A 14028-nucleotide genomic window follows, 5' to 3' on the forward strand; every position below is an offset into this window, starting at 1 on the left:
AAAACGATGAACGACACCGCTTCCATAAAGGCCCCGGTGCGCAACGAAGTGCCGAGTGAAAAGCAGGACCGCCGCAGCTTTCTGCAGCGACTTGCGCATGCATCCGAGCCTTATCTTTATAGCGCCCCCGCACTGATCCTCATCGGCGCCATCATGCTGGTTCCGCTGGTCCTCGGCGTCTCCTATGCCTTTCGCGACATTCAGTTGCTTAACCCGTTTTCGGGTGGCTATGTAGGGCTTGATCATTTCCGCGAACTTGCAACGGATCAGGCTTTCTATCGTTCTTTGAAAAACACACTCTGGTGGACCGGTTGTTCGGTGCTGCTGCAATTCGTGTTCGGGCTTATTCTTGCCCTGCTGCTCGACAAACCATTTGCCGGACGTGGGCTGGCACAGGCGCTGATCTTCCTGCCATGGGCTGTGCCGACTTTCCTCACAGGTCTTAACTTTGCGTGGCTTTTTAATCCGGTGATCGGCCCACTACCGCACTGGCTGCATGCAATCGGCCTTCTAAGCGCGCCAGACAATATCCTTTCCGACCCCAATCTTGCGATGTGGGGCATCATTACCGCGGGTGTGTGGTGGGGTATTCCGTTCTTTGCCATCACCATGCTGGCCGCTTTGCAGGCTATCCCGCGCGACCTTTATGAAGCAGCAGCCATCGATGGCGCCGGCCCAGTCCAGCGTTTTCTCTCGATCACACTTCCCTATCTTGCGCCAACCATGGCCATCACCATTTTGCTGCGCACCGTCTGGATTGCCAACAGTGCCGATCTGATCGTCGTGATGACCGGCGGTGGCCCTGCCGACCGGACACAGATCGTCGCCAGCTACATCTTCACGCAGGCCTTCAAACGGCTCGATTTCGGCTATGCCTCGGCGATTGCGATGGTCCTGCTTGTGCTGCTGATGGTCTATTCGATGCTCATCGTGCTGTTGCGCCAGACGCTTCTGAACAAGGACTGAGGCCATGACCAACCGTAAACTCCTCCTTGTCGGCGCGCATCGCATTGCCATTCTGCTGTTTGTTCTGTTCGCGCTGTTTCCGATCTTCTGGCTGGTGAAGGTTTCCGTCACGCCCAATGATTTGCTTTACAGCGAAGGCGTGCGGCTCTGGCCATCACGCATGACGTTCGATCACTTCAGCCATGTGTTGAATAACAGCTCGTTTCCGCTGTTCTTCCGCAACAGCCTGATCGTGTCCGGCTCAACTGCCATTATCGTTACGCTGCTGGCATCACTCTCCGGCTATGCGCTGTCACGTTTCAACTTCCGCGCCAAATACTGGATTGTGGCGTTGATGCTGCTGACACAGATGTTTCCGCTCGTGATGCTGATCGCGCCGATCTACAAGATCATGGCACCGCTCGGTCTCACCAACAGCCTGATCGGCCTCATCATCGTCTATTCGGCATTCAATGTGCCTTTTGCAACCTTCCTGATGCAGTCGTTCTTCGACGGCATTCCGAAGGACCTCGAAGAAGCCGCAAAGATCGACGGCGCAACGCAGTTCATGGCTTTCCGCCAGATCATTCTGCCGCTGACCCTGCCCGGTATTGCAGCAACGCTCGGCTTTGTTTTCACCGCAGCGTGGAGCGAGCTTCTGTTCGCGCTGATGCTGATTTCCGGCAATGATTCAGCCACGTTCCCGGTCGGGCTTTTGAGCTTCGTCTCAAAGTTCTCGGTCGATTTCGGACAGATGATGGCAGCGGGCGTGCTCGCGCTGATCCCGGCCTGTCTCTTCTTCTTTCTCATTCAACGATATCTCGTGCAGGGCCTCACGGCTGGCGCGGTCAAAGGCTAGAGCATGTCTCCCAAAAGTGGGAACCGGTTTTGGGATAAAGACATGCGTTAAAACAGATAGATAGAGCATTTCTAACGATTGATCTTAGACAAGAAATGCTCTGAAAGGATTTTTCCCTATGGCTTCCATCGATATTCAGTCAGTCCGCAAAAGCTATGGCGAACATGCTGTTCTGCACGGCGTTGACCTTGAGATCAAAGATGGCGAATTCATTGTGCTTGTCGGTCCGTCAGGCTGCGGCAAATCCACATTGTTGCGCATGATTGCAGGCCTTGAAGACATCACTGCCGGTCAGGTGCAGATCAGTGGCAAGCGCGTCAATGAACTGGCGCCCAAAGACCGCGATATTGCGATGGTGTTTCAGTCCTATGCGCTCTACCCGCATATGAGTGTCGCCGACAATATGAGCTACAGTATGCGGCTGCGCAAAACGCCGAAAGAAAAGATCGCAAGCGCCATCAAATCGACCGCCGCCAAACTTGGCCTTGAGCCTTTGCTGGAACGTCGACCGAAGGCGCTTTCCGGTGGCCAACGCCAGCGCGTTGCAATGGGTCGCGCCATTGTGCGTCAGCCCAAGGCCTTCCTCTTTGACGAGCCGCTTTCCAACCTCGATGCGCGCCTGCGCGAGCAGATGCGTGCCGAAATCAAGAAACTGCATGGTGAGCTGAAAGCCACATCCATTTATGTGACACATGACCAGATCGAAGCCATGACTCTGGCCGACCGTATCGTCGCCATGCATGGTGGTGTGGTGCAGCAGGTCGGCTCTCCACTTGAGCTTTATGACCACCCGGCCAATCTCTTCGTGGCAGGTTTCATCGGCTCACCCGCCATGAACTTCCTCGATGTGACCTATCTTGAACAGGATGGTGGCCCGCGTCTGAAACTCAAAGACGGCACGCTCATCGCATTGCCGCAGCCCGTAAAACTCAAGGATGGCGCGAACGCCACGCTTGGCATTCGTCCAGAGCATGTGCATATCGAGAATTCAGCAGGCCTGACGGCTGATGTCGATTTGGTCGAGCCGACCGGCTTCGGCATTATTCTGCATCTCAGCCTGCACGGGTTGCCGTTCAAGATTTTCACACTGGATCGCGATGCGCTTCATGCGCAGGGCTCCATTCAGGTGAGCTTCCCGGCACAGCACCTGCATCTTTTCGATGGCGAAGGAAATCGCGTCGAGAGCGCTTAAACTGCATCCAAAAACCGCGCCTGAATGCTCTGTGAAAGCAGGGCAACAGGGCGGCTTTGATCGCCAGCTTTGAGCCAGATCAGCTCTTCAATCTCGCTGGAAGCGGCAGGCACCTGCCCTTCCTTCAGCGTGAGGTGAAACAGCTCTGCTTCAACCGTTGCATCAAGCTCGTTAGCTGCAGGCGCTGACATTTTCGCAGCATAGCTTAACTGGTCCTCGTCAATGCGAATGCCAAGCTCTTCCTCGATTTCGCGGATAAGGGCTGTTTCAGGCTGCTCGCCTGCATCGATCTTGCCGCCAGGCTGAAAAAAAATTCGCTGCCGCGCTTGCGCACGAGGAGGAAACGGCCCGCTTCATCACGGACAATGGCTGCTGCAATAAGAATCGTTTTCATGATGCCGAATTTTCGTTTCGTGGGCGGATGCCGTCAAGAATAATGGCACTCACCGCTTTGGCCGTCTCATCATAAAAACCGGCCTCCTCCGACCGCCTGCCGAGAACGGCCCCGACCTGCACGGAAAAATCCGAATAATGCTGCGTTACCGCCCATATGGTGAAAATCAGATGATAAGGATCGACCGGAGCCAAGCGTTTTTCAGCAATCCATCGATGAATGACTGCCGCTTTTTCATCGACCAGTTGCTTCAGATGCCCTTTGAGAAAGTCAGAAATCGCCGGAGCGCCATGCAGTATCTCATTGGCGAAAAGGCGCGAAGCCTCCGGTTTCTTCGCCGACATTTCAAGCTTCACAGCAATGTAGCGCCGCAATTCTTCCAGCGGATCACCGTCCGGATTAATGTGTTCGAAAGGCTCCAGCCAGGTGGCAAGCGTATCTTCCAGCACGGTCACATAAATATTCTGCTTGCGCGGGAAATAATAAAGCAGGTTTGGCTTCGACATGCCTGCCTTCTCGGCGATCTGGTCGACCGTCGAACCTCGAAAGCCATAAGCGGAAAAAACCTCCAGCGCTGCATCGAGGATAAGCCTGCGATTTATACCCTGAATGCGCGTCGCGCCTTCCGACTTGTCGTTCGACATTTTCTCGTTTTCAACCGTGTCGGTCCGTGAGTCTGAAGGAGCTGTGGCCATTTGACACCTTTCAGCAGTGTAGAATTTTTCAAAAGCGCTTGACCATATTCAAACGCTCTTCTAGCCTGCAATTTGACCAACTAGTCAAGTTTTTGCCCGCAAGGCAAGAATATTGTGGCCAAAGAGCCGGGTCGTGGGAACATATATTGGCGGGTGGATACGGGCTAGAAGTATAATGGCCCGAATTTAAACGCACATACATAATGCGGAGGCAGAGCGCATGGTGCTCACCAGCAATCTTAGAGTCAATGGCGATCGTCTTTGGGACAGTCTGATGGACATGGCCCAGATCGGTCCCGGCGTGCGCGGTGGCAATAACCGCCAGACCTTGACCGATGAGGACGGCGAAGGCCGCAAATTGTTTCAGAGCTGGTGCGAAAAATCCGGACTTTCCATGGGCGTGGACACGATGGGGAACATGTTCTTCCTCCGCCCCGGCGAAGATGCCGACGCCGATCCGGTCTATATGGGCAGCCATCTCGACACGCAGCCGACGGGTGGTAAATTCGATGGCGTGCTGGGCGTGCTCGGCGGCCTCGAAGTCATGCGCACGCTCAACGATATGAATATCAAGACAAAGCGGCCAATCGTCGTCGTCAACTGGACCAATGAGGAAGGCACGCGATTTGCCCCGGCGATGCTGTCATCCGGAGTTTTTGCCGGTGTCCACGAGCAGGACTGGGCCTATCAGCGCACCGACGCCAAAGGAAAGAAATTCGGAGACGAACTGGAGCGCATCGGCTGGAAAGGCGATGAACCGGTCGGGCAGCGCAAAATCCATGCGATGTTCGAGCTTCATATCGAACAGGGACCAATCCTTGAAGTTGAGCACAAGGATATCGGTGTTGTCACGCACGGTCAGGGGCTGTGGTGGCTGCAGGTGACCCTGACCGGCAAGGAAGCACATACCGGCTCTACGCCTATGAAGATGCGAAAGAATGCGAGCCTTGGCCTCGGCAAGATGCTGCAACTCGTCAACGAAATCGCCATGTCCCACCAGCCGGATGCGGTTGGCGGTGTCGGCCATATCGACGTTTCACCCAATTCACGCAATGTGCTTCCGGGCCAGATCGTTTTCACTGTGGATTTCCGTTCGCCCAACCAGGATGTGCTGGATGACATGAAAACGCGGTTTGAAAAGGAAGCGCCGAAGATTGCCGCAGAACTGGACATCGGCATCGAGATTGAGGTGGCCGGACATTTCGACCCGGTGACCTTTGATGATGGTTGTGTGGTGGCGATCCGCAATGCGGCAGAGCGACTTGGCTACAGCCATCGCAACATCGTTTCCGGCGCAGGCCACGATGCCTGCTGGGTCAATCGCGTCGCACCGACCGCCATGGTCATGTGTCCATGCGTGGACGGGCTCAGCCATAATGAAGACGAGGATATTTCGAAGGAATGGGCGTCGGCGGGAACCGACGTGCTTCTGCATGCGGTATTGGAGACTGCTGAAATTGTAAGCTGATTTCACAACCATCCACTACTGCTACTGTTCGCAACAAAACCAAAAAGGGGAACGACGAACAATGGCAAAGGTCATCAAAGGCGGAACCGTCATCACGGCTGACCGCACCTTTAAAGCCGATGTTCTCATCGAAGGCGAAAAGATTGTCGCTGTCGGCGACAATCTCTCCGGCGATGAAGTCATAGATGCATCCGGCTGCTATATTATGCCGGGTGGCATCGACCCGCACACCCATCTGCAAATGCCCTTCATGGGGACCTACTCTTCCGACGATTTCGATACCGGAACTGCGGCCGCCCTTTCCGGCGGCACGACGATGGTAGTCGATTTCGTGCTGCCGGATTCCGAAGGCAACCTGCTCGACGCACTTCAGGAATGGTTCCAGAAAGCAGGCAAGGCGCGCACTGATTATTCGTTCCACATGGCGATCACCGGCTGGAACGAGCGCACTTTCAATGAAATGGCCGAGGTGGTGAAGCGCGGCATCAATACCTTCAAGCACTTCATGGCCTATAAGGGCGCTTTGATGGTGAATGATGACGAGATGTTCGCCTCGTTCCAGCGTTGTGCGGAACTGGGCGCCATGCCGCTCGTCCATGCTGAAAACGGCGACATTGTTGCGCAGTTGCAGGCCAGGCTGATGGCCGAAGGCAACGATGGGCCGGAAGCCCATGCCTATTCGCGTCCGCCGGAAGTGGAAGGCGAAGCAACCAATCGCGCCATCATGATTGCCGATCAGGCAGGCGTTCCGCTCTATGTCGTGCATGTTTCCTGCGAGCAGAGCCATGAAGCGATCCGCCGTGCCCGGCAAAAGGGTATGCGCGTGTTCGGCGAGCCTTTGATCCAGCACCTGACGCTTGACGAGAGCGAATATCATAACAAGGACTGGGATTATGCGGCACGCCGCGTGATGTCTCCGCCATTCCGTGACAAGGTCAATCAGGACAGCCTGTGGGCCGGTCTTGCGGCTGGAAGCCTGCAATGCGTTGCAACCGACCACTGCGCATTCACTACTGAACAGAAGCGTTACGGCATCGGCAATTTCACCAAGATTCCGAATGGAACGGGCGGTCTGGAAGAACGTATGCCAGTGTTGTGGTCGCGCGGCGTGCGCACTGGTCGCCTGACGCCAAATGAATTTGTTGCTGTCACCTCGACAAACATTGCCAAGATCTTGAACATCTATCCGCAGAAAGGCGCAGTGCTGCCGGGTGCTGACGCTGATCTTGTCATCTGGGATCCGGAGGCAACCAAGAAGGTTTCTGCAAAAACACAGCTTTCCTCGATTGATTACAACGTGTTCGAAGGTTTTGAGCTCAAGGGCCTGCCGAGGACGACGCTTTCACGCGGACGTATCGCTTTCGACAAGGGACACGTCAAGGCAGAGCCAGGCGACGGGCGCTTCATCGAGCGCGAACCGAACGGTGCCGTCAATCGGGCGCTGTCACAATGGAAGGAAATCGTTGCGCCGCGCAAGGTGGAACGCAGCGCCGAACATATGCCGATAGGGGTCTGAGACATGGCCATCGTCCAGCTTCGGGAACCGCGCATGAACTTGAATGACAGCATGGCCCCGGAGAGGGGCGAGGCAAATGCGCAGACAGTGATCGACATCAAAGACTTGTCGCTCGTCTTCGAGACGAATGACGGACCTGTCCATGCGCTGTCCAATATTGATCTTGCCGTCAAGCGCGGCGAGTTCGTTTCCTTCATCGGACCTTCGGGATGCGGCAAGACTACGCTGATGCGCGTCGTGGCCGATCTGGAGCAACCGACATCAGGTTCTGTCACGGTCAACGGCAAAACACCGGAGCAAGCCCGCCTCGACCGGTCCTATGGTTACGTATTTCAGGCGGCCGCTCTGTTTCCGTGGCGCACCATCGAAGACAATATCAGCCTGCCGCTGGAGATTATGGGGTTCTCCAAGGCAGAAAGGCGCGAGCGGATCGAAAAGAACCTCGCGCTCGTCAATCTCTCAGGCTTTGACAAAAAATATCCCTGGCAGCTTTCCGGCGGCATGCAACAGCGCGCATCGATAGCCCGCGCATTATCATTCGATCCTGATATGCTGCTGATGGACGAGCCCTTCGGCGCTCTGGACGAAATCGTGCGCGATCATCTCAACGAACAGCTTCTCAAGCTTTGGGCAGCAACCCGCAAAACAGTGATTTTCGTCACACACTCGATCCCGGAAGCGGTGTTTCTCTCAACCAAGATCGTTGTCATGAGCCCGCGCCCAGGCCGCATTCATGAAATCATCGATTGCGATCTTGGCCCGGACAGACCACTTGAAATCAGGGAGTCCGAAGCGTTCCTGAAAATTGCCCACCGCGTCCGTGAGGGTTTGCGTTTGGGACACATCCATGAATAAGGGCACTTTTCAACGGCATCGTGCTGGAGATCGTCCATGAAAGGCTTCCTGCACGACAGATTCATCCCCGTGGCGACTATACTCGCCGTCATTATTGCGCTTTGGTACGGCCTGGCGGCGGTACTCAACGCCCCGTTTGAGCGTGATCAGGCGACACGCGCAGGGACAGAAATCACCTTCTCGACGCTTGTTGCCAATACGATGCATCAGGACCGACCGGTCCTGCCCGCACCGCATCAGGTAGCTGAAGAAATCTGGAAAACCGTCTTCGGTGTCAAACCGAGTTCCAAGCGCAGCCTGATCTATCACGGATGGGTCACACTATCGTCCACCCTGCTCGGTTTTGTGCTTGGGTCGGCGCTGGGCGTTCTTCTCGCTGTGGGAATTGTTCATTCCCGCACACTCGACAAGAGCCTGATGCCATGGATCATCACCTCACAAACGATCCCGATCCTCGCCATCGCGCCGATGATTATCGTGGTCCTGAATGCCATTGGCATATCGGGCTTGCTGCCCAAAGCTATCATCTCCACCTATCTCTCTTTCTTTCCCGTGGCGGTGGGAATGGTGAAGGGGCTGAGATCGCCTGATGTGATGCATCTCGACCTCATGCGCACCTATAATGCATCAAGATCGCAGGTGTTCTGGAAACTGCGCTGGCCTGCGGCCATGCCATTCCTGTTCACATCGATGCAGATCGCCGTCGCGATCAGCCTCGTTGGCGCGATTGTCGGTGAATTGCCAACCGGTGCAGTCGCCGGTCTTGGTGCCCGGCTGCTTGCAGGCTCGTACTATGGCCAGACCGTGCAGATATGGGCAGCACTCGTTGCCGCTGCTCTGATGGCTGCGGTGCTGGTTGCGCTGATTGGCGTCGCGGCACAGCTCGTGAACCGACGCATGGGTGTAAAGCCGGAAAGGGCAGCCACATGATGACAGGCATCCTATCCGTCATAGCGCTAATAGCTGTTTCATGGCTGGTTGTGGGCTGGGTCGCAAGTCTCAAGACCCGTAACCCTTTGGGCCAAAAGCTTCTGGATATCGCAGTGCCAGCGCTCTTTGGCATCGCAATGTTATTGCTCTGGGAAGTAACCGTCCGGCTTTTCGCTATTCCTCAGGTTCTCCTTCCAGCACCATCAGCAATCTGGGCACGCATAACGGCGTCCGTACCAATTCTCTGGGCGGATTTCCGACAGACCTTTCTGAAGGCCGTCATCATCGGCTATGTGGCGGGATGCGGTCTCGGTTTCATAACCGCCATCATCGCCGACCGGATTCCATTCCTGCGTAAAGGGCTGTTACCGCTCGGCAATCTGGCTGCAGCACTTCCAATCGTGGGCGTCGCACCGATCATGGTGATGTGGTTTGGCTTCGACTGGCAATCGAAAGCAGCGGTCGTCATCATCATGACCTTCTTCCCTATGCTGGTGAACACGGTTGCGGGCCTTGCCAGTACCGGGGCAATGGAACGGGACATGATGGAAACCTACGGCTCAAGCTACTGGCAGACATTGTTCAAGCTGCGTCTTCCAGCGGCCATGCCGTTCATATTCAACGCTCTCAAGATCAATTCCACCCTCGCACTTATCGGAGCGATCGTGGCGGAGTTTTTCGGCACGCCGATTGTCGGCATGGGGTTCCGCATCTCTGCGGAAATCGGGCGCATGAATGTGGATATGGTTTGGGCTGAAATCTTTGTAGCTGCTCTTGCGGGATCGCTCTCTTATGGGCTGATCGCGCTGATCGAGCGCAGAATGACATTCTGGCACCCTTCATACAGGAGGGCATAAGCCTGAATAATTGGCATCTGCAAAAATAAGGCAGACCAAAGTGCATTCCGAAAAGTGGGAACCGGTTTTCGGGCAAAATGCGCGGCAATAAAAAGAACCAGAGGAGAACTGAAATGAAAAAGGCAATTTCTTTATGCCTTGGAACAGCCGGACTGGCGCTCGCGCTTATGAGCAGTTCGGCAATGGCAGCCGACAAGCTGACCTTGCAGCTCAAATGGGTGACGCAGGGGCAATTTGCCGGTTACTATGTAGCCAAGGACAAAGGCTTCTATGAGGAAGAAAATCTCGATGTCGATATCAAGCCGGGCGGACCGGACGTCGCTCCGCCGCAGGTGATTGCCGGTGGTGGCGCGGATGTTGTGGTTGACTGGATGCCGTCGGCGCTCGCGACCCGTGAAAAAGGCGTCCCGCTCGTCAACATCGCCCAGCCCTTCAAGAAGTCCGGCATGATGCTGACCTGCCGCAAGGATACTAACATCACCAAGCCGGAAGACTTCAAGGGTCGCACGCTCGGTGTCTGGTTCGGCGGCAATGAATACCCGTTCCTGTCATGGATGAGCCATCTGAAAATTCCGACCGAAGGCGGCAAGGATGGCGTGACCGTGCTCAAGCAGGGCTTCAACGTCGACCCGCTGATCCAGAAGCAGGCCGACTGCATTTCTACAATGACCTATAATGAATATTGGCAGGTGATTGATGCAGGCATTCCAGCCGATCAGCTTGTGGTCTTCCCATATGAAGAGCAAGGCGTCGCCACGCTGGAAGACGGTCTCTATGTGCTGGAAAAGAGCCTAGATGATCCGGCAATGGTCGACAAGCTCGCCCGTTTTGTCCGTGCCTCAATGAAGGGCTGGAAATACGCATCCGAGAACCCTGGAGAAGCAGCTGATATCATACTCGACAACGATGCTTCCGGTGCTCAGACCAAGGAAGTTCAGGAACGTATGGTCAAGGAAATCGGCAAGCTGGTTGACGGCTCCGATGGCACCCTTGATGTGGCGGCTGCCGACCGCACCGTGGAAACGCTTCTGGGCGGTGGCTCCGACCCCGTCATCACCAAGAAACCGGAAGGCGCGTGGACAGCCAAGATAACCGACGCCATGAAGAAGTGATCCCGTTCAAAACAGCAAAAAACCGGCCCCAAAAGGCCGGTTTCTTTTTGTTTATTCCGCCGGTTCAGCGGTGCCACCCTTTTGTGACTTCCCTTTAAGGGCGTAGTTCAGCTCTCTTTCGAGCCGTGCTTCCTCTTCGGCTTTGGGCTGCGTAAAGCGTCCCAGCAGCAGATAGGCGACCGGCGTTACATAAAGCGTAGCAATCGTTGCTAATCCAAGACCACCCACAATGACCCAGCCCAGAGCCACACGGGCTTCTGCGCCAGCGCCACTTGCCAAAACCAGCGGCACACCGCCAAGCACGGCGCAGATCATCGTCATGCAGACCGGGCGAAGACGAATGTTGGATGCTTCCTCGATTGCTTCTCGAACGCTCAAGCCCTTGTCACGCAATTGATCTGCGAATTCGACAATCAGGATACCATTCTTGGCCATGATGCCGACCAGAAGCACGAGACCGATCTGGCTGTAGACGTTTAAGCTCGTACCTGTGAGCAGCATCGCAAAAACCGCACAACCAAGCCCGAGAGGAACCGTCGCCATCACGATCAGCGCACTGACAAAGCTTTCAAACTGCGCTGCCAGCACCAGAAGAATGATGATGATGGCAAAACCGAACACCATTGCCAGGCCGCTTGATGTTTCGCTGAGCGTCGAAGCTTCCGCCAGCGGAATGATATGGCTTCCCGGAGGCAGCAAAGGTGCCGCGATTTCCTGTGCGACCTTATAGGCATCGCCCAACGCGAAATCGTCGCGCAGATTTGTCGTTATGGACACCGAGCGCTGGCGCGTCTCGCGATCAAGCTGCGGCGGAACCGCTTTCTCAACGACCGTAGCAATAGACGACATCGGCACATAACGACCGTCCGTCGTCTTCATGAATATGTTTTCAAGATCGGTCGGATCGTTGATCGGGTTGGTGGTGGCAACGAGTTTCACATCGAAACTGCGATCTCCGACATAAACCGATCCGATCTTGCGACCGTCGAGTACCGACTGCACAGCATTCGCAAGCCCTGTGATGTCGATACCAAGATCGGATGCTCGTTCGCGATTGATCTCGACGGAAAGCTGCGGCTGGGTCGGCTCGACGGACAGTCGCGGCTGCACGAACCGTGGATCCTTTTCCAGCGCGGCAACGACCGCCTGCGCGGCAGGCTGTAGCTTGGCATAATCGCTACCGACTATGGCAAACTGCAAACCGTTGCCCGCACCACGAATACCAAGGCTGTTCGGCTGGGTGGTAAAAATACGCACCGCCGTTATGCCTTTGATGCGCTGGGTAATGTCAGCCATGATTTCCTGCTGGCTGCGCGCGCGTTCCTTCCACGGTGCCAGCGTCAGGACAACAAAGCCGTTATTGGACGACCCGCCGGAACCTGCGATGGCATAAGTAGTAATGATTTCACCGCTATCGCGCAGAGGCTGGACGGCCTCCTCAATCTTGTCGAGCTGAGACTGGAGGAACTCCACACTGATGCCCTGCGGCCCATTGATACGCAGCAGTGCAACGGCACGATCTTCCGAGGGCGTCAGTTCCTGACGGATCAGACCGTAGCCGACAAAGGATGCGCCTGCGAAAAGCATTGCCACCAGCACAACAACGAATGGCGCCGACAGACAGATGTGCAGCGTCTTTTTATAGAAGGTCGCAAGCCCGCCGCCAATACGACGCAGGAAAAGCGGACCGTGGCCGCCGTCTTCGCCATTCCCTTCCTTGAGGAAGCGAGAGGCAAGCATGGGGCAAAGCGTCAACGCAACAACAGATGACAGAAGAACAGCAATTGCCAGCACGAAGCCGAATTCACGGAACAGACCACCCGCCTGCCCCGGCAGAAACGAAATTGGAACGAAGACTGCCGCCAAAGTCAGCGTCGTGGCAATAACGGCGAAGAAGACTTCCTGCGTGCCGAGGACTGCCGCAGCACGCGGCCCCATGCCCTGATTGCGTCGTCGGACAACGTTTTCCAACACAACAATGGCGTCATCGACCACGAGACCTGTGGCGAGCACCAAAGCCAGAAGGGTAAGAATATTGACCGAGAATCCTGCCAGATAGATGGCCGCAATCGTGCCGATCAAAGCGACAGGCATGGACAAGGCCGGGATGAGCGTTGCGCGTATATCCCAGAGGAACACGAAGATAATCGCCACAACGATGATCACTGACGCGATCAGTGCGATTTCCACCTCGTGGATAGCGCCATTGATGAAATTCGCATCGTCACTGGTAACGGCGATATTCACGCCCGCGGGCAAGGTTTTCTGCAAATTGGCGACCGCTGCCCGAATGCCCTCCGAGATATCGAGCGTATTCGACTGTGCCTGACGGACGATGCCGAGACCAATTGCCGTCTTGCCGTTGGACCGGACCGCCGAGCTTTCGATATCCGGCCCAAGCGTGACGGTAGCAACATCGCGGATCTGCGTGCGTCCGTTGATGTAGACGTTCTCGAAATCCTCAGGCTTTTCCAGATTGGCCGTGGCACGGACAACGATGGACTGATCGGCGCTACGCAAAGAACCGGCAGGGGCGTCCAGCCCCATGGAAGAAAGCGCCGTAGAAATATCCGCAATGGTCAGACCATAGCTCGCAAGGCGCGCCTGATTGATATCGATGCGGAATATCTTGTCGCGGTCACCGTTGATCTGGACGTCAGCCACGCCCGGAACCGCGGAGAGGATATCCTGTATCTGGTCTTCGACCAGCACCGTCATGTCATCGACAGACATGGTGTCGGACGTAACCGCCAGACGCATCACGGGATCAGCGTTGGAATCGGCCTTGATGATGCGCGACGGGTCCGCTTCTTCCGGCACGTCATTGGCGACACGGGAAATCGCATCGCGCATGTCGGCGGCGGCAACGTTGAGGTCTACACCATCGTTGAACTCCACCGTGACGCGGCTGCGTTCAAACGACGATGTTGAAGAAATAGATTTTACGCCCGAAACGCGCGCGACAGCGTTTTCGAGAACCTGTGTCAACTGACGGTCAATAGTTTCAGCGGATGCACCACTGAAATCCGTGCTGATTGTCACCACAGGCCGGTCAACGTCCGGCAGTTCGCGAATATCGACGCCTGTGAAAGCAGCAAGACCCGCGACGACAATCAGAACGTTGATAACGAAAGCAAAAACTGGACGACGGATGAAAAGCGCCGTCGATCCGCCGCTACTGGATGAGGAATTGTGACCGGTCACG

At 55.7% G+C, this 14028-nt stretch carries 11 protein-coding genes and 1 pseudogene; 9 read left to right on the top strand and 3 right to left on the bottom strand.

Annotated features, from left to right (window positions below; all coding sequences use genetic code 11):
- The first annotated feature begins 6 nt into the window (after nt 1–6).
- The 3 genes from AC1RHM_RS16590 to AC1RHM_RS16600 all read left to right on the top strand — a co-directional run bounded on the left by AC1RHM_RS16590 (nt 7) and on the right by AC1RHM_RS16600 (nt 2996).
- Nucleotides 7–966, top strand: a complete 960-nt coding sequence (locus tag AC1RHM_RS16590) for a carbohydrate ABC transporter permease (RefSeq protein ID WP_010658176.1) — start codon at nt 7–9, stop codon at nt 964–966.
- 4 nt (nt 967–970) lie between these two features.
- Entirely contained in the window at nt 971–1804 is an 834-nt protein-coding gene (locus AC1RHM_RS16595) for a carbohydrate ABC transporter permease (protein ID WP_010658175.1), read from the top strand.
- Between the two features lie 118 nt (nt 1805–1922).
- A complete protein-coding gene (locus AC1RHM_RS16600; protein WP_010658174.1) occupies nt 1923–2996 on the top strand; it encodes an ABC transporter ATP-binding protein in 1074 nt (357 codons plus the stop codon).
- Here the strand turns inward: AC1RHM_RS16600 and AC1RHM_RS16605 are convergent.
- Nucleotides 2993–3390 (bottom strand): annotated as a pseudogene (locus tag AC1RHM_RS16605) (NUDIX hydrolase). The gene AC1RHM_RS16600 and the pseudogene AC1RHM_RS16605 sit on opposite strands and share 4 nt — an antisense overlap.
- A complete protein-coding gene (gene rutR / locus AC1RHM_RS16610; protein ID WP_029375875.1) occupies nt 3387–4085 on the bottom strand; it encodes an HTH-type transcriptional regulator RutR in 699 nt (232 codons plus the stop codon). The pseudogene AC1RHM_RS16605 and the gene rutR overlap by 4 nt, the downstream one beginning before the upstream one ends.
- A gap of 220 nt (nt 4086–4305) precedes the next feature.
- On the opposite strand from rutR, the gene AC1RHM_RS16615 reads away from it, so the two are divergent.
- The 6 genes from AC1RHM_RS16615 to AC1RHM_RS16640 all read left to right on the top strand — a co-directional run bounded on the left by AC1RHM_RS16615 (nt 4306) and on the right by AC1RHM_RS16640 (nt 10823).
- Complete coding sequence (locus AC1RHM_RS16615) at nt 4306–5553, top strand: Zn-dependent hydrolase (RefSeq protein WP_010658171.1); 1248 nt, start codon at nt 4306–4308, stop codon at nt 5551–5553.
- A 61-nt stretch (nt 5554–5614) separates the two neighbouring features.
- The gene (hydA, locus tag AC1RHM_RS16620; RefSeq protein WP_125333711.1) at nt 5615–7069 is read left to right on the top strand and encodes a dihydropyrimidinase; all 1455 of its coding nucleotides are present in this window, start codon (nt 5615–5617) and stop codon (nt 7067–7069) included.
- A gap of 33 nt (nt 7070–7102) precedes the next feature.
- On the top strand, nt 7103–7924 hold the full coding sequence (locus tag AC1RHM_RS16625; protein WP_080574579.1) for an ABC transporter ATP-binding protein: 822 nt from the start codon (nt 7103–7105) through the stop codon (nt 7922–7924).
- Between the two features lie 36 nt (nt 7925–7960).
- Nucleotides 7961–8854 carry an ABC transporter permease gene (locus AC1RHM_RS16630; RefSeq protein ID WP_010658168.1) on the top strand — a complete coding sequence of 298 codons (894 nt, stop codon included), beginning with the start codon at nt 7961–7963 and terminating at the stop codon, nt 8852–8854.
- A complete protein-coding gene (locus AC1RHM_RS16635; RefSeq protein ID WP_010658167.1) occupies nt 8851–9711 on the top strand; it encodes an ABC transporter permease in 861 nt (286 codons plus the stop codon). The genes AC1RHM_RS16630 and AC1RHM_RS16635 overlap by 4 nt, the downstream gene beginning before the upstream one ends.
- A gap of 113 nt (nt 9712–9824) precedes the next feature.
- Entirely contained in the window at nt 9825–10823 is a 999-nt protein-coding gene (locus tag AC1RHM_RS16640) for an ABC transporter substrate-binding protein (protein ID WP_010658166.1), read from the top strand.
- Between the two features lie 51 nt (nt 10824–10874).
- On the opposite strand, the gene AC1RHM_RS16645 is transcribed toward AC1RHM_RS16640, so the two are convergent.
- A complete protein-coding gene (locus AC1RHM_RS16645; protein ID WP_010658165.1) occupies nt 10875–14027 on the bottom strand; it encodes an efflux RND transporter permease subunit in 3153 nt (1050 codons plus the stop codon).
- Nucleotide 14028: the final 1 nt, after the last annotated feature.

The organism is Brucella sp. GW823-FHT04E01 (assembly GCF_058796175.1).